Origin of the sequence: Shewanella cutis, from assembly GCF_022410515.1 — a bacterium.
Lineage (GTDB): Bacteria > Pseudomonadota > Gammaproteobacteria > Enterobacterales > Shewanellaceae > Shewanella > Shewanella cutis.
Genome location: NZ_JACSDI010000033.1, coordinates 1 through 19,964, shown reverse-complemented (window position 1 = coordinate 19,964; position 19,964 = coordinate 1). Strand labels below are relative to the sequence as shown.

The window sequence follows — 19,964 nt, the reverse complement described above, 5'->3', positions numbered from 1 at the left end:
TTATATTAAGTCATTTTAGTGTTTGTTATTTCTTCAATAATCTCTATTTTAAGATCATCATCTAGAACTAGCTTTAATCTTAACTTAGGATTTTGGATATCTACGAAATCATAGATTGCTTGTTTGTTAGCTCGCGCATCGTCTTGAAGCTTTTGGATATCGCTTATAATTGCATCTGTATCTCTAAGTGCAATGAATGGGATTCCAGATGGAGTCACACCACCCCCCATTTTTTTATACACAACACCATCATTTACAATAGTGTTTGCTCCGCCATTCTTTTTTCGAAGGTGCTTTCTTTCTTCATCACTAATAATCCTTTGTGATTGAGGTGTAGCTGAGTCTTTTAATGGATTATGGAAAATATGTTTGGAAATTGCCTGCGGCCAATTGTCATGTAATATTTGAACCAAGTCACTTTTAGTCCATGTAATGTTTTCTTTTTCGTGCGGCAAGATATCAATCAAATATGCGTTATTTTCGTCAAGATAGACAAATAGCATATCATCACCATTTCCACCTAACTCAAAATGAATATGATAAATTCCCCACTCGTAAAGAGTGCCGTCAGGACATGTTTTCTGTTTTTTTCTCTTAACTTGTTTGCTTAAAAAACGATTCACATCTTCACCTGCAGAAAGCTTTGATGCTATGTTTTGGATTTCTACGCGGTTTTTAAGTTTAAGTGATACGTGAACATTCCATTTTTTTATAGGAACTCTGCGTTTTACCACAGTCAGGAAATGGTGCATAAGATTAGTTATGTTGTAACGTTCGTAACTTTTATTAGCATCATCAGCTCGTTCGTCCTGAGCTCTTAGTTCCTCAAAAGACGGCACAGAGTAACCAAACCCACTTAGTATTCTTGTTATTTCGAGTTCTAAATCCTTAAAGAAATTTACTTCCATGTTGTGCTCCTATTACTGTGCAAAATGTTATTAGAAGCATTCTATCGCTTTAAGCAAATATGGCAAGAAGTAGGGGAGGTAACTAGCTGTTTTAAAATGAGGTTTGTGATGTTGTTCGAGAGGCATTACTATAAGTGCAATACGCATTAGACCACTGTAATATTAGCACCTGAGTTGAAGGTGTAACCCTTACTATTACAAGAATACGCAGATCTGTTTAGTAAGGGCATTAGAGTTCAGAAACTAAAGATTAGCTGCATCGATTGGGTAACCAGCATCATGTAGTTCTCTCAATAAATCCATTTCCCAGTTAGTATCATCGATATAGACAACCCCACTAATGTCACTTGGTAGCTCAATATCGCCTTTAACAATAGCTAGCACATTTTCACGACCAATCAGTCCCATTAAATAACCGTGTTCGAAGATGACATTTTGACGTGCTCGATTATCTAACTCACCATTTGACGCTTTAGGCTTCACTTGCCCTAAATCATCAGGTGTATACAGGACAATGCCGTAGCCAACATCTTCAGTATATTTCTCTAACTTCTCTATGATTGTTCTATTGCGGTTAGCTTTGAGGTGCAAAATGATAGGATCAAGTCCATGCTGACGCAGAAAATTAGCTGTGCGATATTTAACCTCACCATCATGTCCATGCACAATGAACACTTTATTTGATTTTGCTTTAGGCGTTGATTGTGTTTTCACTTGTTTAACTTCCTTGTGTTTAGGTGTGAAATCATATTCATCGTCAGTAACAACGCGGATTAGCGATTTTAAATAAGCATCATACTTTTCTCCATATGCTCGCCAATAATATTCGAAATCAGTTTCGAATGACCTGCGAAGTAGTATTCCACAAGACATTTTTAGAATGCCTAACTTTTTAACTTCACTGGGCATATGTTCTTTGAAGAATGATGTTGTTAATGTAGTCCAAACGTCTAATCGTTCAAGACCATAATATGAACCTTCGTTTTCAAATGATGTTCCAACATCTAGCAAAAGACGTTCTTTCAAAGTATTGAGATTTTCTAATATTTCTTGCTTATCCATCCATGCCTCACAAAACAATGCTATTAGAAGCATTCTATCGCGTTATGTAGATATGGCAAGAAGTATGGCGGTAACTATCTGTTTTAAAATGAGGTTTGTGATGCCGTTCTAGTGGTATTACTAGCAATTTGATCCACAATTGGAATTTGACACTGTCACAGATTTCAAACCATTTTAAGGGACGTTGAGAAAAATACATCAATAACCTAACACCGAATTAAGAACAGCCTCTATTTTGTTTATAGTGCCCAGCGCCGAAAGCACTGGGCACATATTGGGAAATGAGCTTAATTAAATAGAGAAGATTTAAACCACATCAATATCGCCGGCGCAGGCGAATACATGATTTGGGCGGAAGGGTTCTTTATCGATATCTTCAAGTTTACTTACGCCGCTAGTGACCAGAATGGTTTCAAGTCCGGCTTGGAAGCCCGCCAGAATATCGGTGCGCATATTGTCACCAATAATCACCGTGTTTTCGGAGTGACCGTCAATATGGTTGAGTGCGGAGCGGATAATCCACGAGCTGGGCTTGCCAACGTAGAAGGGTTTTTTGCCAGTAATTCGTTCAATGGGGGAGCACAGCGCGCCGCAGGCCGGACTGTAAGCGGGGCCGTGGGTGTCGGGATTAGTGGCGATAAAACGGGCGCCACGGGCAACAAATCCTGCTGCTTTATGGATCATATCCCAGTTATAGGAGCGGGTTTCACCGACAATCACGAAGTCCGGGTTAATGTCGGTAATGGTAAAACCGGCTTTATAGAGTTCATGGGTGAGGGCGCCTTCACCAATCACAAAGGCTTTGCTGCCTTCTTGGTGCTTTAAAAAGTCAGCGGTGGCCATGGCCGAGGTGTAAAAACATTCTTCGGGCACGTCGATTCCTGCGGCGCTAAGGCGATTTTGCAGATCTTTGCCCGTTTGTACCGGATAGTTGGTGAGAATAACAAGGGGATTGCCTTGCTCGAGAATGCGCTGAATAAATTTATCGCTGCCGGGGATCAGTTTATTGTCGTGCAGTAGTACACCATCGATATCGCAGATAATATTTTTCATCTAATAATCTCTTGTATGCCGAACAAAATCACTTTTCGTTAGCTTATCTAATGCCACATTTGTTCATAAAACAATGGTTTTGTGGTGTCATTGCGAAAAAAAAGAGACCTTAAAGGTCTCTTTTTCAAATATTCAGAAATTAATCGGGAGCGTAGCCGCTAGGTCCGATAAGCGTGCCATCAAGATAGGCTTGACCATCTTGCATGTTGAGACGTTGATGGCTGAACCATTTCACCACGAGGGGGTAAATGGCGTGCTCTTGCTCGTGGACACGGGCGGCGAGCATCTCTGCTGTATCGCCTTCATAAACGGGCACTTTTGCCTGTAAAACTACCGGGCCAGCATCTAGCTCTGGTGTGACAAAATGCACGCTTGCGCCATGTTCTGTTTCTTTGGCATCAATGGCGCGTTGGTGGGTGTTTAATCCGGTAAATTTGGGCAGCAATGAAGGATGGATATTGATCATACGACCTAAATAATGATTTACGAAATCATTGGTTAGAATGCGCATAAATCCGGCCAACACAATAAGATCGGGTTGGTATTGTTCAATCGCTGCCAGTAAACGTGCATCGTAATCAGAGCGAGATTCACCTGGGCGAGCAATCACGCAGCTGGTATCAATTTCACTATGATGGGCGCGAACTAGGCCGTAGGCATCGGGATTATTACTGATCACTCCGACAACTTCGGCCTGCAAGTTATCGTCACAACCGTCGATAACCGCTTGCAGATTACTGCCATTTCCGGAAATTAATACAACTACACGACAGCTTTGGGGCATTACAGGATCTCCACTTGCTCTTCATTGCCTTCACGTGCGGCGATTGCACCGATAAGCCAAGCTTGTTCGCCTTCGGCTGCAAGCAGTGCAAGGGCGGCATCGACTTTATCAGCTGGCAACGCAACGATCATGCCGACACCGCAGTTAAAGGTGCGGTACATTTCATATTCTGCAATGTTGCCATTTTCCATTAACCAACTGAAAACAGCAGGCCATTGCCATGAATCACCTTGGATAACGGCTTTGCAGTTTTCAGGCAGTACGCGGGGGATGTTTTCCCAGAAACCGCCGCCAGTGATGTGCGCCATGGCGTGCACATCTGATGCTTCAATCAGCTTCAGCAATGATTTAACGTAAATTTTGGTTGGTTCTAACAGATGTTGGATCAATGGCTTGCCATTGAGATCCTGTTGAGGGTCCGCTTGGCTGACTTCTAATACTTTACGGATTAATGAATAGCCATTTGAATGTGGACCGCTTGAGGCTAAGGCGATCAATGCATCACCTGCAGCGACTTTACTCCCATCAATAATGTCGGCCTTTTCAACCACACCCACACAGAAACCTGCGAGGTCATAATCTTCGCCTTCATACATGCCTGGCATTTCAGCGGTTTCACCGCCGATTAATGCACAACCAGATTGAAAACAACCTTCGCCGATGCCATTAACAACAGAAGTTGCTGTTTCAACATCGAGCTTGCCTGTTGCGTAGTAATCGAGGAAAAACAACGGCTCAGCGCCTTGAACGATTAAGTCGTTCACACACATCGCCACTAAATCGATACCGACTGTGTCGTGTTTTTTGTAATCGATAGCTAAACGCAATTTAGTACCAACACCATCGGTGCCTGACACTAAAACAGGTTGTTTGTATTTAGTCGGTAATTCACACAGTGCGCCAAAACCACCTAAGTTGCCCATTACCTCTGGACGACGGGTACGTTTAACAGCCGCTTTAATGTTATTTACCAGTGCATTACCAGCATCAATATCAACGCCAGCGTCTTTATAGCTCAGTGGGGTAGGAGTGCTCACGGAGGATCCTCTCGGGTACATCGTTATTGGATTTTTATGCGGCGGTATTCTATCAGCTTGTGCTAGGGGTCGAAAGTCATGATTTGGATTTATCAGTATCTAGGGAGTTTTTTTAGCTTCACAGGGGGATATTTCACATTTTCTATCCTGTGATTGGTCATAAAATAGTGCGTTAGTGGGCGTATCTTAAGCGATAGGTAACCTTTCTTGGGATATTGCTCACGATTAGCTCGAATGGCAAAACTTTATGTTTTACCGAATAAACAAATCATCTAGAATCTGAAAAATTTGCCTAAGATAATTCGCGAACAATAGTAGGAGAGAAAAATGAAAGTTGTCGAGGTTAAACACCCGTTAGTGCGTCACAAAATCGGCCTAATGCGTGAAGGTGACATTAGCACTAAACGTTTCCGTGAGCTAGCCGCCGAAGTGGGCAGCTTGTTAACCTATGAAGCTACCGCAGATTTCGAAACCGAAACTGTTACGATTGAAGGCTGGAATGGTCCGGTTGATGTGGATCAGATCAAGGGTAAAAAAGTCACAGTAGTGCCCATTCTGCGTGCGGGCTTAGGCATGATGGATGGTGTACTTGAGCATATTCCAAGTGCGCGTATTTCGGTTGTGGGTATCTATCGCGACGAAGAAACCTTAGAGCCAGTGCCTTACTTTGAGAAGCTTGCTAGCGACATGAACGAGCGTATCGCACTTATCGTTGACCCCATGCTCGCGACGGGCGGCTCAATGATTGCGACCATCGACTTACTCAAAAAACGCGGATGTACGTCAATTAAAGCTTTGGTACTTGTGGCAGCACCAGAAGGTATAAAGGCGCTTGAAGCGGCCCATCCTGATGTGGAGCTTTATACTGCAGCAATTGATAGATGCTTGAACGAGAAGGGCTACATTCTGCCTGGTTTGGGTGATGCTGGCGATAAGATTTTTGGGACTAAATAATGTTCTGATGGCTTAAATGCTATCTCGATGTGATAAGGGGGCTTAGGCTCCCTTTTTGTTTTTGGGCAATACCATTTTTGCCGACACGTTCTAAAGTTAACAATAAGATTTATTACAACATAAGGCGTCGTCAGTGCGCAGTAGGTTACAGTAAATCGAGTTTAACTATGGTAACCATCGGGGATACTAATGGGCTCAAAACTCAGTTGGTCTTGTGTTCGTCAAGCCTGTTTATTGGCAACCTTGGTATTTATTTTACTGTTACTCATCCTTTTGCCCTTGAAAATTGATAAGGAACATAGGGCATTTACAAATTTTGTGCGGGCAAAGCATGTGGTGCCAAGCTATGTTGAATTGCTGGGTAAGGCATTGTCCCTACATGATATTATTGATTTTGACAGTACCCTACTCGCCCCCTTTAAGCTTGACCCATCACGCTTATTACTGCCACTCGGAGGCACCTTGCTGCCGGAAGAAGAGCAGATTATTCGTTATTTTGACTACCTGTATTCGAGCAAGAAAATTCCAGTTAGAGACGCGTTTATTTATATTGGTCTTTACAAAAGCAATGCAATTTATGTTACGACACCTTTTCCTGAAGAGGTGAAAAGCCGTTTAATGAATAAACAAAATTCTGCAAATGAGTTTTGTCAGATCCTGAAATATTGCAGCAAGGATGCATCGGTTGAATCTTTAGCGGATGATATTGTGTTATCTGCGCCTTATCTAGATGAATTTACTGGAGATATTGTTTTATCGATGGCCGCACCCATTTCATCCTCCCATGAGCCTGAACACCTTTTGGGGGATGTGATTGCCGATACATCATTCATGGCATCGGATTTTATGCAAGGAAAAGTATTTGAAATCCAACCCTCTGCTTATGGCACAGAGATTGTGATTACTGGAGATAGTATTTGGGCGCGGATCACGCCGGATTTTTTGTTTTACGCTATGAGTGATCATTTAGATAACCTGAGTTTTTTAACCTATAAAATCAGTGTGCTACGTTTTATTGTATTGTATTTTCCTCTATGGTTGTTAATCAGCGCAACGATCATTATTTATCAAATAAAAATTAATAATATTAAACAGTTGCGAGTTGAACGTCAGCGCTTTAGGGAGGCTATGCTGTTAGACCCAGCAACCAAAATTTACAATAAAAAAGTCTATGAAACGCTGATTTTTAAGGCTGTTATAGCTTCGCAGTATGCGGTGATTTGTATTGATGGCGATAAGATCAAAACCATTAACGATAGTTATGGCCATAAACTGGGTGACATGGCGATTATGCAAATTGTCGAAGCTATGCGAGCCGTGTTTCGAGAAAGCGACATACTTATCCGCACGGGAGGCGATGAGTTTGTAGTGATTTTAGCCAACTGTCCTGTTGCTAAAGCATTACAACTAGCTGATAAATTAAAGGATAATATTGCACAGCGACATTTTTTAAACATGTTGACTGTATCTTGTGGTGTCGCGGATTCAACAGACTACTCATCCTTTGATGCGGTATTACAGGCTGCAGACCAAGCGCTCTATGCGGATAAGGCACAAAAAAGAGGTCATGCTGGCGATAATGCCCTGCGGTAAAATGCAAAAATGAAATCAATAAAATCCAACCATAAAAAAGCGTGGCTTTACCACGCTTTTACTTAAATCTTAATGCTTTAGAGCACCATGGCTGCAATCCAACCAAATACTAACAAGGGAATATTGTAGTGAATAAAGGTCGGGATCACGCTATCGCGGATATGATCGTGTTGGCCATCGGCATTTAAGCCGGATGTTGGGCCAAGTGTCGAGTCTGACGCTGGAGAGCCTGCATCTCCCAAAGCTGCAGCCGTGCCTACTAGCGCGATGGTTGCGGGCACTGAAAACCCAAAGCTTAGCGCCAAAGGCACATAAATGGTCGCGATAATCGGAATGGTTGAAAACGAAGACCCAATTCCCATCGTGATTAAGAGTCCCACGACTAACATCAAAAAGGCGGCGAGGGCTTTATTGTCGCCAATAAACGAGCTTAATGATGAAACCAGCGTACCGACTTCACCGGTTTCTTTCACGACCGCGGCAAAACCCGCGGCCGAGATCATGATAAAACCGATGTTGGCCATCATGCGCACGCCCTGAGTAAAGATATCTTGGTCGGCTACGTGTTTTAGAGCGCCTGAGAAACTAAAGATCATAAAGCCGACTAAGGCGCCGAAGATCATTGAATCTGTCTCTAGCTGCACAAACAAGGTGGCAAGGATTGCTAATGCCGCAATAACAATATTGCGCTTATTGAGGGTCTCTTCTGGATCGGCACTGAGCACTTTAGTTTCATCATATACCCGTGGTTTGCGATAACTGACAAAAACAGCGAGCAATAAACCGACCAGCATGCCTGCAGCGGGGATCAACATGGCAGGGGGAATTTGGTCACGCACAGCGACTAAGCCATTACTGGTGAGGTTTGAGAGCAAAATATCATTTAAGAAAATTCCACCAAAACCCACGGGTAAAATCATATAAGTAGTGACAAGACCAAAGGTCAGCACACAGGCAACCAAGCGGCGGTCGATATTCAGTTTGGTCATCACATGCAAAAGTGGTGGCACTAAAATCGGAATGAAGGCGATATGGATTGGCAGGATATTTTGCGATGCCATCGACATTGCTAGCAGTGATAACAATAGCAACCAGCGCACCCAATTGGTGTTTGTTGCATTGGGCTCTTGGCCAAAGCTTTTAATGATCGTGTTTGAAATCAGCGTTGTTAAGCCTGAGTGGGATAATGCCACGGCGAAGGCTCCGAGTAAGGCGTAACTTAGGGCGATTTGTGCGCCGCCACCTAGTCCCGTATTGAAGGCATCAATCGTTTGATGCAGATCCATTCCCCCGACTAAACCTGCAACCAGGGCACTGATAGTGAGCGCAACAACTACATTCACCCTTGCTAAACTGAGGGCTAACATCAAACACACAGCAATAACGACTGCATTCATAGACAAATTCTTAATTCTGTAAACCAAAAGGGTTATTTTTGACTGCAAATGCTATGTCTGTCCAGTTTACCGAGCCTTAATCTGAAAAATATCTGAGAATGTGAATTGGGTGGGTTTTTGCTGTTAGACGAATGTGGCTTACAACGCCTATCTGTGGCAAAGATTGCTCTATCCTTAAGCAGTAATGTCAAAATGCCCTTGAAAAATGTGATATTGGTCTTAAATAGGTTGTAAGGCAGAGCACACGACTTATAATGCCTAAAGATTTGATTGGTAAGCGCTCTCAAAAGCACTCGCGTAAATTTGCGCAAGCGTGATTGGGAGTTGTTTTACTTTATAGTTAGTTCAACTCATAGATGGAGATATAAAATGAGCGTATTAGTAGGCCGTCCGGCTCCTGATTTTACTGCTGCAGCTGTATTAGGTTCTGGCGAAATCGTCGATAGCTTTAACTTAACTGCAGCCATCAAAGGCAAGCCAGCGGTTGTATTTTTCTATCCACTTGACTTCACTTTCGTTTGTCCATCAGAGTTGATCGCGTTCGATCACCGCATGGAAGAGTTCACTAAGCGTGGTGTTGAAGTGATCGGTGTGTCTATCGATTCTCAATTCACTCACAATGCATGGCGTAACACCCCAGTTGAAAAGGGTGGTATTGGCCAAGTGAAATACACTTTAGTGGCTGACGTTAAACACGACATTTGTAAAGCATACGATGTTGAGCATCCAGAAGCTGGGGTGGCGTTCCGTGGTTCATTCCTGATCGACAAAGAAGGTATGGTGCGTCACCAAGTGGTTAACGATCTGCCATTAGGCCGTAACGTTGACGAAATGCTGCGTATGATCGACGCACTGCAATTCCACGAAGAGCACGGTGATGTTTGTCCTGCTGGTTGGGAAAAAGGCGACAAAGGTATGAACGCAAGCACTGCTGGTGTGGCGGCTTACCTTGCTGAAAACGCAAGCTCTCTGTAATTTGCGAACCTTTTGATAAAAAGAAAGCTGCCAATGGCAGCTTTCTTGTTTTAGGCGATTTTTTGCAAAGCTATTCTTCGCTATCCATATCTTCAGATTCGCTGGCGGCTAATAATGGCCAGCCCCCTAAGGTTTTCCAACGGTTGACGATATAACAAAAGAGTTCTGCGGTGCGCTCAGTATCATAGAGTGCAGAATGGGCTTCTTTATTATCAAAGGGAATGCCCGCCATTATGCACGCTTTGGCCAGTACTGTATGACCAATCGCTAATCCGGCCAAAGTTGCGGTATCAAAAGTCGCAAACGGATGGAAGGGTGATCGCTTTAAGTCGCAGCGTTCGATAGCTTTACTGACAAAGCCATGATCGAAGGCGGCATTGTGTGCCACAATAATGCTGCGGTGACAATCGGATGCTTTTTGGGCTTTTTTAACGGCTTTAAATATCTCTAAAAAAGCGTCTTTTTCGTTGACTGCACCCCGTAGCGGATTTGTCGGATCAATGCCATTAAATGCCAGCGCTTCGGGTTCTAGGTTTGCACCCTCAAAGGGTTCTATATGAAAATGCAGGGTTTTATCAATTCCGAGTAAGCCTTCATCATCCATTTTCAGCAGCGTGACGGCTATTTCCAGCAACGCATCGGTTTGAGAGTTGAAGCCCGCCGTTTCGACATCTATCACTACTGGAAAGTAGCCTCGAAATCGGTGTTTCAATTTGTTTGCGTCGCAAATATTGCTCATTAAAGTACCCAAGAAAAATCACAGGGCGCTATTATGCTAAATGTACTAGGATGTGTCATGTTTGATTGCTGGTTTTATGAGCTAAAGGAACTAAAAAGTTTGCCGATAAAACCTCGTAACCAGATAAACACGAGTAAGGGCTATGTGGCGAAAACTGATATTAGTATCAATTTTATGCGTTCCAGCAACTGCAATGGCAGAGTTGCGTCACTATGTGGCCTCGTTGGGTGAGTCCCAATGGCGAGTCAGTCAAAACAGTCCCATCGTTTGTCGTCTTGAGCATGATATTCCATCCTATGGTAAAGCAATTTTTACCAGTGAAGCGGGTAAGCAATTAAATCTCAACTTCACTTTGGATATGTGGGTAAAACCTGATCAAGTAACCCAGGCAAAACTGATGAGCAGAGCACCGAAATGGCGACCAGGCGTGGTATCTAAAGAAATCACCTCGTTACGTTACCAAAAGTATTTTAATGGTGAAGTGCCTAAGCGCGCAGCTTGGTCAATGCTAAGCGAGTTAAGTCGCGGTATGGAGCCTACTTTTTACTATGCAGATTGGTACGATGAGTCTACTAAAATTGCAGTAGGGCTTTCATCGGCCAATTTTGGTCGAAAATATGCCGAGTTTAAGGCCTGTTTATCCCATTTATTACCTTATAGTTTTGAAGATATTGCGTTTACTGTGCTTAATTATGATGAAGGTGGAACAGACTTAACTCGCTTCTCACAGCAACAGCTTTCACGGATACAAGAATATCTGTCCTACGATCCAGAGGTCGAACTGGTGTTAGTCGATGCCTATACCGACAGTTATGGTGGCCGTTCAGTTAACCAGAAAGTGTCGGATAAGCGTGCTGAATCGGTAAAAGATTTCTTTGTGTCCAGTGGCATTCCTCAAGATAGGATTGTGACTGTAGGTCACGGCGAGCGACGCCATGTGGCTTCAAATGAAGATATTGAGGAAAGGGCGCTAAACCGCAGGGTTGTTGTCCGAATTAGCAAACCGCTCTAAATCAAGCCTGAATTTTAACAATGCCAAGTCTTTTGACTTGGCATTGTCGTTTATTGATGCAGTTTGTATTAGCGTTTACCTGCGATGCTACTTTGTAGGTCTGATGGCAAAACCTCGGATAGGCGCAGTTTATCGAGGCGCTACAGGGATTTTTGTGTAACAAAAAATGCTGAAAGCTGTTAAGTGTTAGCTTGATGTTTGAATTGGAGTAAAAAAAAGCCCACTTAAACTAAGCGGGCCGCAAAATAATGCATTTGCAATCAACAAATTGAAGGAAGGAAGTCAAGCATAAGAACCAAGGATGAACTGACGTGTTGGGTACACATCAGCATAAAAGTTCTTTGTTTTCAATATCCGCTGGCGGATATCTCCTGAAAACAAGCACATTTTAGTGTGTAGCCACTGGGCAAGCAAACGAGAAAAATTGCCTTGATACATTAGCTAAACTAATGATTGATTAAGTGATCTGCCTCACTTAAGTCACTATTTAGCTTGATTAATAACTTCTCAGTCATAATTAATGCATAAAAATACACTTCAATAAGCTTATTGTTGCTAACGGTTTGTTAAATTTTACTCAAGCCCTAGATAGCTTCATCTTTAGCAACAGCATTGCCATGAAATTTTTTGCTTGTATAGTACTTGCTGCAAAATAGCGTTAAGCCGGAAATCACCAAAAGGACGATAATAAGATGGCATTAAGATTTCGCCTTGCTCAGCAAGGTTTATTAGTGGCCACATTGGGTATGGCGTTGGCCGCCTGCCAGAGTGGGAATACCCCAGAAGATGCTGCTGCACAGCAGATCAGCGCAAACAAATTGGTTTACCCTGAGACGAAAAAAGACGCCTTAGTTGAAACCATTCATGGTGTTGCCGTGGCGGATCCTTACCGTCATCTTGAAGAAAATACCCCAGAAACAGAAAGCTGGGTCAAAGAACAACAGGCCTTTGGTCAGACTTACTTAGCGAAGATCCCCAATAAACAAGCCGTAGTTGATCGTATCACTGAGCTGTGGAACTACGAGAAAATCTCAGCTCCCTTCGAGAATGGCGATAACCAATTTTATTACCGTAATGATGGCTTACAAGCGCAATCTGTACTCTATGTAAAAGGTAAAGATGGGGTTGAGAAAGCCGTGCTCGATCCCAATAGTTTTTCCGCCGACGGCACTGTCGCATTGTCTGGCGTATCGGTGAGTAATGACGGCAAAATTTTAGCTTATGGCGTGTCTAAGTCGGGCTCTGACTGGCAGCAATGGCAGTTTATTGATATTGCCACGGGTAAAAAGCTCAACGATGAACTGAGCTGGATTAAGTTCTCAAGTGCAGTGTGGGACAAGGAAAACCAGGGTGTTTTCTATGCTCGTTATGATGCGCCTGCGGGTGGTGATTTACTGGCTGATGTGAACTTCAATCAAAAAGTTTACTACCATAAATTAGGTACCGATCAGCACCAAGATTTATTGATTTACGAGCGCCCCCAAAACAAAGATTGGGGATTCGGCATTGATGTGTCTGAGAAGGGCGAATATTTACTGCTGTCGATTTCGCAAGGCACGGACAAACGTAATCGTTTCTTCTATAAATCGCTATATGAGCCTAAAGCCCAAGTGGTTGAATTAATCCTCAAGCTTGAAGCAGAGTATGAGTTTTTAGGCAATGACGGTTCGGTATTTTATTTTAAAACCGATTTAGATGCGCCAAATGGTAAAGTGATTGCGATCGATACGCGCAATAGTGAAAAATCCCAATGGCAAACCATTATTCCTGAATCGAAAGATCCCATTAATAAAGTCGCCATTATCAATGACCATTTGGTCGTGAGTTATTTACACGATGTATTGGGGCAATTATCGATTTTCAGTATGGGCGGCCAAAAGCGGCAAGAAGTGACTTTACCGGGTAAGGGCAATGTGGCTGGTCCTTTTGGTAAAGCGAGTAAAGACTATTTTTACTATGTCTTTAACAGCTATATTCAACCTGAAACCACCTATAAGTTTGATTTTAAAACCGCTGAGTCGACCGTTGTGGCTAAACCACAGGTGTCATTTAATCCCGATAACTATGTATCTGAGCAAGTGTTCTACACCAGCAAAGACGGTACCCGTGTCCCGATGATGCTGTCCTATAAAAAAGGTTTAGTCAGGGATGGCCAAAATCCAACCTTGCTTTATGCCTACGGTGGTTTTGCTATTTCGATGACGCCGCGTTTTAGCCCTGCCAACATTGCTTGGTTAGATATGGGCGGTATTTACGCCGTACCAAGTCTACGTGGTGGCGCGGACTACGGTGAAAGCTGGCATCAGGCAGGCATGTTCGATAAAAAGCAAAATGTGTTTGATGACTATTTTGCCGCGGCCGAATACCTTATCAACGAAAAATACACCAATAGCACCAAGTTAGGTGCCTATGGCCGCAGTAATGGCGGTTTGTTGATGGGTGCCGCGCTCACGCAACGGCCTGAACTGTTTGCTGCAGTATTACCCGCAGTTGGCGTGCTCGATATGCTACGTTTCCACAAGTTTACTATTGGTTGGGCTTGGACCAGTGAGTATGGCAATGCTGACAATGCAGAGCAATTCCCCGCATTATTAGCTTATTCGCCTTACCATAACGTCAAAGCGCAGGCTTATCCTGCTACAATGGTGATGACTGCTGACCATGATGACCGTGTGGTACCATTACATAGCTTTAAGTTTGCCGCCATGCTGCAAGAAAAGCAGCAGGGTGATAAACCTGTGATTATGCGTATTGAGTCCAATGCAGGTCACGGCGCAGGTAAACCAACGTCGATGAAGATTGACGAGTTTGCCGATATTTACAGCTTCCTGTGGCAAAGCTTCGGTCTCACATTACCGCAAACGCTCGCAAAATAGCTAACTATGTTAATTTAATGGGGTCGTTTGACCCCATTGTCATTTACAAATCCCTCAATTGTGTTCAAACCCGCGCTAACCCTATCTATATCTTCGTTGGGTCATTCACAAGTGTTGTTTCCCTAGGTATAGTAGCGTCAATTTTTCAACCAAAATTTGCTGATTTCAAATGACGTTTAATTGGCCCATTTCAGTCTATTACGAAGATACTGACGCTGGCGGCGTTGTCTATCATTCGAACTATCTCAATTTTTTTGAGCGGGCACGTACCGAGTGGTTAAAAGCCTTAGGCGTAAGTCAGACTGCACTGTTAGCTGATGATACGGCGTTTGTGGTCAAGCGAGCGGAACTTGATTTTAAAAAAGCCGCACGTTTTGAACAGAACCTTATTGTGGAAACTAAGGTCATAGAGTTGAAAAAGGCCTCGTTGGTATTTCATCAACGTCTGGTTGATCATCTGGGTGACTGTTATTGTGAGGGCACAGTGCTGGTGGCCTGTGTTGCGTTATCACGTATGCGTCCCCGAGCAATTCCCTTAAATATTGTGCAGGAGTTTGACAGTGCAAGCTGATATGTCGTTTATCGGGTTATTTTTACAAGCCAGTTTATTAGTGAAATTTGTTATGTTCACTTTACTTGGATTGTCGATTATGTCTTGGACGGTGATTTTGCAACGCCGTAGCTTATTGACAGGTGCAAAAAATAAATCGGCAAAGTTTGAGGATAAATTTTGGTCAGGCGTCGACTTAAACCGCCTGTATAAAGAATTATCGGCGCGCCCAGATAATACGGGCTTAGAGTCATTATTTGTAACGGGTTTTAAAGAATATTCACGCCTGAATAAATTAAATAGCAAAGTACCTGATGCGGTGATGGATGGTACATCGCGGGCGATGCGCGTGACTTTATCCCGTGAATTAGAAAAGTTAGAAGCCAACTTACCGTTATTGGCAACCATTGGTTCAACTAGTCCTTATATCGGTTTGTTTGGTACGGTATGGGGGATTATGAATTCATTTATCGCAATTGGTTCGATGGAAAACGCAACCCTAGCTATGGTGGCTCCTGGTATTGCAGAAGCTCTGATCGCAACGGCAATGGGTCTGTTTGCGGCAATTCCAGCTGTTATTGCCTATAACCGTTTTGCGACACAAGTTGAAAAGCTAGAAATTGCCTACGCTAACTTTATGGAAGAGTTTTCTAGCATCCTGCACCGCCAAGCATATAGTGAGAAGGAAGGGGCATAATGCAAGTCGGTTATCAGCGTAAACGTCGTCGCCCCGTTGCTGAAATCAACGTGGTACCCTATATCGACGTCATGCTCGTGCTACTGATCATTTTTATGGTAACAGCACCGATAGTGACACAAGGGGTTAAAGTGGAGCTGCCCCAAGGGGCGGCCGAAGTGTTACCTGCAGACAGTAAGCCACCGGTCGTGGCGTCTATTGATGCAGATGGTGCTTATTTCCTCAATCAAGGTGGCTCCAATAACGAAGAGATGGAATTGGAAGAGTTAGCGACTGCCGTGGCGGCTATTATGGTGACTGAACCTCAGCGCCCAGTGGTCGTGAAAGCCGATAGAAATATTCCTTACGATAACGTGATTCAATTGATGGTGACCTTGCAACAGGCAGGCGTTCCCTCAGTCGGTTTGATGACGGATTCACCCAAGGAGAAATAGGTGGCGGATAATTCAAATGTTGCATTACCTCTGTCAATTTCAGCAGGTATTCATATTGGCGTGATAATTATTCTGGCCATTGGCATAGATTTCACCCATAAACCTGAACCTGTGCAACAAGTTAGCGCCCCTGCAGTAAAAGCTGTTATGGTTGATCAGCAACAAGTGGCTAATCAAGTTGAAAAGCTTAAGCAGGAAAAGCGCGATACCGAGCGTCGTGAGCGTGAGCGCCAAGCCGAACTTGAACGCAAAGCACAGGAAGCGAAGCAGGCTCGCGAGCGTGAACAAGCTCAGCTTAAACAGCTAGCCGAAGAGCGTAAACAGCAGGAAATTGAGACCCAAAAGGCCAATGAAGCTGCAAAAGCCGCTCAATTAAAACAGCAACAGGAAAAGGAAAAAGCGCAAAAAGCCGAAGCCGATCGCAAGCTGAAAGAGCAAGAGCGTAAGCTTGCTGAAGACGCTGCCCAAAAAGCGGCGGAAAAGCGCAAAGTAGAAGAAGCTGCTGTTGCAAAGGCCGAGGCTGACCGTAAGCAGAAGGAAGCAGAAGCCAAGGCGAAAGCAGAGGCAGATGCTAAAGCCAAAGCTGATAAAGCCAAGGCTGAGGCAGAGGCGAAAGCAAAAGCTGAAGCTAAGGCAAAAGCCGAGGCTAAAGCAAAAGCAGATGCTGAAGCTAAAGCACTTGCTCAGCAGGAGCAGGAAATGGCCGATGCATTAGCCGCAGAGCAGGCTGCGTTATCGCAAACCATGAATAAGCAAATGCAGACAGAAGTGGGTAAATATACCGCGATGATTAAATCAACGATTCAACGTAACCTCGTGGTCGATGAGTCGATGCGTGGTAAAACGTGTACCGTTTCAGTGCGTTTAGCCAATGATGGTTTTGTGATCAGCAGCCAAACTCAGGGCGGTGATCCTAATGTGTGTCGAGCAACCAAAGCGGCAATTTTAAAAGCAGGCAAGTTACCCGTGTCTCCGGATCCTGCGGTTTATAACTTGATGAAAGAAATTAACTTAATCGTTGAACCAACGTTTAATTAAAGGAGTCCCATGAAAATTTTGGCAAAATGGTTAGCAATGGCAGTTCTGCTTTGCACTATGCCGGCAAAAGCGGCACTGGATATTGTGATCACTGAAGGTGTGGATGCGGCCCGTCCAATTGCAGTGATGCCATTTCAATGGCAAGGCACTGGCGCACCACCACAGGCGATTGCCGATGTGGTGATGTCTGACTTAGTGCGCAGCGGTACGTTTAAACCCTTAGATGAATTAGGTTTACCGCAACGAGGTATTGGCGCATTAGCGCAGTTTGATGCAAATGCTTGGACTAACGTGAGTGCTGAAGCTTTGGTAGTTGGTTCAGTCAAACCTTATGGTGCGGATCAGTTTCTGGTGAGCTTTGAGCTTATCGATCTGGTTAAAGCGCAAAACCAAGCCCTAAAGGGCTCCGCAAATCCAACGGAATTGTTGATGGATAGTCGTCAGACCGTGATTTCTGCGACGCAGTTTCGTCAATATGGTCATAGGATCAGCGATATCGTCTATGAGAAGTTGACGGGTATTCGTGGTGCCTTCTTGACCCGTATTTCCTACGTGGTGGTGAATCATAGTCAGAAAGCGGCTTATTCACTGATGATCGCTGACTATGACGGTTACAACGAGCAAATGTTGCTGCGCTCTCCAGAGCCTTTAATGTCACCTGCTTGGTCACCCGATGGTCGTCGTTTAGCGTATGTGAGTTTTGAAAATAAAAAGGCTGAAATTTTTGTTCAGGATCTTTATACCCAAGTCCGTACTAAGGTGAGTAGTTTCCCTGGCATTAACGGTGCGCCTTCTTTTTCACCCGACGGTAAATCACTGGCCGTGACTCTCTCTAAAGATGGTCAACCGGAAATTTACGTCATTGATATTGCCACTAAGGCAATTAAACGAATTACCAACCACTATTCCATCGATACTGAGCCTTCATGGTACCCCGATGGTAAGTCACTGTTGTTTACCTCCGAGCGTGGTGGTAGACCACAGATATATCGTGTAGATTTAAATTCAGGCAAAGTGACCCGTGAAACCTTTGAAGGTGAATGGAATTTAGGTGGTTCTATTACCCCTGATGGTCGCAGCATGATTTTTGTTAACCGCACAAATGGTAAATTTAATATTGCACGTATGGATTTAAGTACGCGCTTTATGCAGGTGTTGACATCGACGCGTTTGGATGAATCTCCAAGTGTGGCCCCCAATGGTACTATGGTGATTTATGGCACCACGCATCAAGGCAAACAAGTTTTAGCTGCTGTCTCTACGGACGGACGCTTTAAAGCGAGATTACCGGCAGGTCAGGGCGAGGTGAAATCACCTTCTTGGTCTCCGTTTCTCTAATGTATTAGTTTGATTTATTAACATTTAATTTTATAAGGAACAAGTAATGGATCTGAACAAGTTGTTAAAAGCTATGTTGGTAGCACTTCCAATTATGGCTATTAGTGCGTGTAGCTCAACTTCTGAATCAGAAACTGATGCTATGGGCTCTACTAGCGGTTCTGGTAGTGAACTCAATGGTGGTGTTCAAACAGGCGGTATTGGTGGAATGTTGTCACCTGAAGAGCAACAACGTCAGGAACTCGAGCAGTTGAGAAAAGAGCATATCATTTACTTCGATTTCGACCGCAGTGAAGTTCAAACTGAATATGCAGCTGTACTCGAAGCTCACGGTACTTACTTAGTTGAGCACCCAAGTGTACGAGTATTGATTGAAGGTCATGCCGACGAGCGCGGTACACCAGAATACAACATCGCGCTAGGCGAGCGTCGTGCTAAAGCTGTTGCTAAATACTTACAAGGTATGGGTGTACAACCAAGCCAAATGAGCATCGTCAGTTACGGCGAAGAGAAGCCACTTGACTTTACTCGTACCGATGAAGGTTTTGCTAAAAACCGTCGTGCAGTTTTAGTTTACTAAGATTGAATTACGGAGAGTAACGAGATGAAACGTGCCGTCTTAATTACGGCAATGTTCTTCGGCGCAGGGGCTGCAGTTGCAGCTCCTGCTCCTGTTGAAGACCTTGCTGGTGGTTCAGGTGATGACAGACTCGCTCGTTTAGAGCGCATTGTAAAATCGAGACAACAAAGCGAAATTGATATGCAGCGCCGTCTGGATACTTTGCAGCAAGAAGTTCTCGACTTACGTGGTTTGACTGAACAACAGAATTATCAAATAGAGCAGATGCAGCAACGTCAGCGTCAGCTTTACGATGAAATCGCTAATTTATCCTCTAAAGCGACTGCCACACCAGCCGCTTCTGTCCCTGCAACGCCAGCCGCTGCTGCAGCAACCGCTAATGCGGCCGCAAGTAGCTTAAGTGAAACGGCCAGCTACGAAAGTGCGGTTAACTTAGTGCTCAAAGAGCGCAAGTATGATGATGCTATTCCTGCCTTTCGTGCTTTCATTAAACAGTACCCAGACTCAGTCTATGCTGCCAATGCAAACTATTGGTTAGGACAGTTGTTGTTTAATAAGAGTGAGTTTGCTGAAGCTAAGCAAGTATTCAATACGGTCGTGACCCGTTTTAGTGATTCCAATAAACGTGGCGACAGTTTAGTTAAGCTTGGCATGATCGCAGAGAAAACGGGCGATAAAGCTGGGGCGACTCAATATTACCAACAAGTAGTAAAAGACTACGCCAACAGCGCCGCAGCGCGCATTGCTCAACAACAATTGGCTGCAATTAAAGCGTAATTAACTAAAAAACATACTCTTAGTCTGTTTTTCATGCAAACGACAAAAAATTGGGAATTTACGCTTGCATGGGGAAATGAAAAAGGTATTATAGGCGCCCTCGGAACGGCGAGGTCGTTCGGGGCGCAAAATACCTGTATGTGGGTCGTTAGCTCAGTCG

General features: G+C 43.9%; 19 protein-coding genes. 12 read left to right on the top strand and 7 right to left on the bottom strand.

Going from position 1 to position 19,964, the window contains the following annotated elements:
• Positions 1-5 precede the first annotated feature (5 nt).
• From H9J30_RS21235 to purM, 5 genes are all read right to left on the bottom strand, one after another.
• Positions 6-908: a hypothetical protein gene (locus H9J30_RS21235; RefSeq protein WP_240132797.1), complete on the bottom strand. Its 903-nt coding sequence runs from the start codon at positions 906-908 to the stop codon at positions 6-8.
• Positions 909-1,151: 243 nt separating this feature from the next.
• A complete protein-coding gene (locus tag H9J30_RS21230) occupies positions 1,152-1,970 on the bottom strand; it encodes a TIR domain-containing protein (protein WP_240132796.1) in 819 nt (272 codons plus the stop codon).
• 306 nt (positions 1,971-2,276) lie between these two features.
• On the bottom strand, positions 2,277-3,023 hold the full coding sequence (locus tag H9J30_RS21225) for an HAD-IIA family hydrolase (protein WP_011072701.1): 747 nt from the start codon (positions 3,021-3,023) through the stop codon (positions 2,277-2,279).
• Between the two features lie 139 nt (positions 3,024-3,162).
• On the bottom strand, positions 3,163-3,807 hold the full coding sequence (gene purN, locus H9J30_RS21220) for a phosphoribosylglycinamide formyltransferase (RefSeq protein ID WP_240132795.1): 645 nt from the start codon (positions 3,805-3,807) through the stop codon (positions 3,163-3,165).
• Positions 3,807-4,844 (bottom strand): phosphoribosylformylglycinamidine cyclo-ligase, encoded by a 1,038-nt coding sequence (purM, locus tag H9J30_RS21215; RefSeq protein ID WP_240132794.1) that lies wholly within the window; start codon positions 4,842-4,844, stop codon positions 3,807-3,809. Before purM ends, purN begins: the two co-directional genes overlap by 1 nt.
• A 327-nt stretch (positions 4,845-5,171) precedes the next feature.
• Here purM and upp point away from each other — a divergent pair, with 327 nt between their 5' ends.
• A complete protein-coding gene (upp, locus tag H9J30_RS21210) occupies positions 5,172-5,798 on the top strand; it encodes a uracil phosphoribosyltransferase (RefSeq protein WP_011072698.1) in 627 nt (208 codons plus the stop codon).
• A gap of 462 nt (positions 5,799-6,260) precedes the next feature.
• A complete protein-coding gene (locus tag H9J30_RS21205; RefSeq protein WP_240132793.1) occupies positions 6,261-7,391 on the top strand; it encodes a GGDEF domain-containing protein in 1,131 nt (376 codons plus the stop codon).
• A gap of 77 nt (positions 7,392-7,468) precedes the next feature.
• Here H9J30_RS21205 and H9J30_RS21200 read toward each other — a convergent pair whose 3' ends face one another.
• Entirely contained in the window at positions 7,469-8,788 is a 1,320-nt protein-coding gene (locus tag H9J30_RS21200; protein WP_240132792.1) for a Na+/H+ antiporter family protein, read from the bottom strand.
• A 369-nt stretch (positions 8,789-9,157) separates the two neighbouring features.
• Between H9J30_RS21200 and H9J30_RS21195 the strand changes: the two genes are divergently transcribed.
• A complete protein-coding gene (locus tag H9J30_RS21195) occupies positions 9,158-9,763 on the top strand; it encodes a peroxiredoxin (RefSeq protein WP_240132791.1) in 606 nt (201 codons plus the stop codon).
• 70 nt (positions 9,764-9,833) lie between these two features.
• Here H9J30_RS21195 and rnt read toward each other — a convergent pair whose 3' ends face one another.
• Positions 9,834-10,502 (bottom strand): ribonuclease T, encoded by a 669-nt coding sequence (gene rnt / locus H9J30_RS21190; protein ID WP_240132790.1) that lies wholly within the window; start codon positions 10,500-10,502, stop codon positions 9,834-9,836.
• A gap of 142 nt (positions 10,503-10,644) precedes the next feature.
• Here rnt and motY point away from each other — a divergent pair, with 142 nt between their 5' ends.
• The 9 genes from motY (at position 10,645) to ybgF (ending at position 19,804) form a co-directional block, all read left to right on the top strand.
• On the top strand, positions 10,645-11,514 hold the full coding sequence (gene motY / locus H9J30_RS21185; protein WP_240132789.1) for a flagellar protein MotY: 870 nt from the start codon (positions 10,645-10,647) through the stop codon (positions 11,512-11,514).
• 692 nt (positions 11,515-12,206) lie between these two features.
• A complete protein-coding gene (locus H9J30_RS21180) occupies positions 12,207-14,390 on the top strand; it encodes a prolyl oligopeptidase family serine peptidase (RefSeq protein WP_240132788.1) in 2,184 nt (727 codons plus the stop codon).
• Between the two features lie 169 nt (positions 14,391-14,559).
• Positions 14,560-14,961 (top strand): tol-pal system-associated acyl-CoA thioesterase, encoded by a 402-nt coding sequence (ybgC, locus tag H9J30_RS21175; RefSeq protein ID WP_011072691.1) that lies wholly within the window; start codon positions 14,560-14,562, stop codon positions 14,959-14,961.
• Entirely contained in the window at positions 14,951-15,637 is a 687-nt protein-coding gene (tolQ, locus tag H9J30_RS21170) for a protein TolQ (protein ID WP_011072690.1), read from the top strand. The genes ybgC and tolQ overlap by 11 nt, the downstream gene beginning before the upstream one ends.
• Positions 15,637-16,071 (top strand): protein TolR, encoded by a 435-nt coding sequence (gene tolR, locus H9J30_RS21165; RefSeq protein ID WP_240132787.1) that lies wholly within the window; start codon positions 15,637-15,639, stop codon positions 16,069-16,071. The genes tolQ and tolR overlap by 1 nt, the downstream gene beginning before the upstream one ends.
• The gene (gene tolA / locus H9J30_RS21160; protein WP_240132786.1) at positions 16,072-17,109 is read left to right on the top strand and encodes a cell envelope integrity protein TolA; all 1,038 of its coding nucleotides are present in this window, start codon (positions 16,072-16,074) and stop codon (positions 17,107-17,109) included.
• A 9-nt stretch (positions 17,110-17,118) separates the two neighbouring features.
• The gene (tolB, locus tag H9J30_RS21155; protein ID WP_240132785.1) at positions 17,119-18,447 is read left to right on the top strand and encodes a Tol-Pal system beta propeller repeat protein TolB; all 1,329 of its coding nucleotides are present in this window, start codon (positions 17,119-17,121) and stop codon (positions 18,445-18,447) included.
• A gap of 46 nt (positions 18,448-18,493) precedes the next feature.
• On the top strand, positions 18,494-19,027 hold the full coding sequence (pal, locus tag H9J30_RS21150; RefSeq protein ID WP_011072686.1) for a peptidoglycan-associated lipoprotein Pal: 534 nt from the start codon (positions 18,494-18,496) through the stop codon (positions 19,025-19,027).
• A gap of 24 nt (positions 19,028-19,051) precedes the next feature.
• Entirely contained in the window at positions 19,052-19,804 is a 753-nt protein-coding gene (ybgF, locus tag H9J30_RS21145; RefSeq protein ID WP_240132784.1) for a tol-pal system protein YbgF, read from the top strand.
• Positions 19,805-19,964 lie beyond the last annotated feature (160 nt).

Excerpts from the sequence above, each read along its gene's own strand:
- pal (WP_011072686.1), top strand. The coding sequence starts at position 18,494 with ATGGATCTGAACAAGTTGTTAAAAGCTATGTTGGTAGCACTTCCAATT.
- tolB (WP_240132785.1), top strand. The coding sequence starts at position 17,119 with ATGAAAATTTTGGCAAAATGGTTAGCAATGGCAGTTCTGCTTTGCACT.
- purN (WP_240132795.1), bottom strand. The coding sequence starts at position 3,807 with ATGCCCCAAAGCTGTCGTGTAGTTGTATTAATTTCCGGAAATGGCAGT.
- H9J30_RS21180 (WP_240132788.1), top strand. The coding sequence starts at position 12,207 with ATGGCATTAAGATTTCGCCTTGCTCAGCAAGGTTTATTAGTGGCCACA.
- ybgF (WP_240132784.1), top strand. The coding sequence starts at position 19,052 with ATGAAACGTGCCGTCTTAATTACGGCAATGTTCTTCGGCGCAGGGGCT.
- ybgC (WP_011072691.1), top strand. The coding sequence starts at position 14,560 with ATGACGTTTAATTGGCCCATTTCAGTCTATTACGAAGATACTGACGCT.
- H9J30_RS21200 (WP_240132792.1), bottom strand. The coding sequence starts at position 8,788 with ATGAATGCAGTCGTTATTGCTGTGTGTTTGATGTTAGCCCTCAGTTTA.
- H9J30_RS21225 (WP_011072701.1), bottom strand. The coding sequence starts at position 3,023 with ATGAAAAATATTATCTGCGATATCGATGGTGTACTACTGCACGACAAT.
- H9J30_RS21195 (WP_240132791.1), top strand. The coding sequence starts at position 9,158 with ATGAGCGTATTAGTAGGCCGTCCGGCTCCTGATTTTACTGCTGCAGCT.
- upp (WP_011072698.1), top strand. The coding sequence starts at position 5,172 with ATGAAAGTTGTCGAGGTTAAACACCCGTTAGTGCGTCACAAAATCGGC.
- H9J30_RS21235 (WP_240132797.1), bottom strand. The coding sequence starts at position 908 with ATGGAAGTAAATTTCTTTAAGGATTTAGAACTCGAAATAACAAGAATA.
- rnt (WP_240132790.1), bottom strand. The coding sequence starts at position 10,502 with ATGAGCAATATTTGCGACGCAAACAAATTGAAACACCGATTTCGAGGC.
- motY (WP_240132789.1), top strand. The coding sequence starts at position 10,645 with ATGTGGCGAAAACTGATATTAGTATCAATTTTATGCGTTCCAGCAACT.
- H9J30_RS21230 (WP_240132796.1), bottom strand. The coding sequence starts at position 1,970 with ATGGATAAGCAAGAAATATTAGAAAATCTCAATACTTTGAAAGAACGT.
- tolR (WP_240132787.1), top strand. The coding sequence starts at position 15,637 with ATGCAAGTCGGTTATCAGCGTAAACGTCGTCGCCCCGTTGCTGAAATC.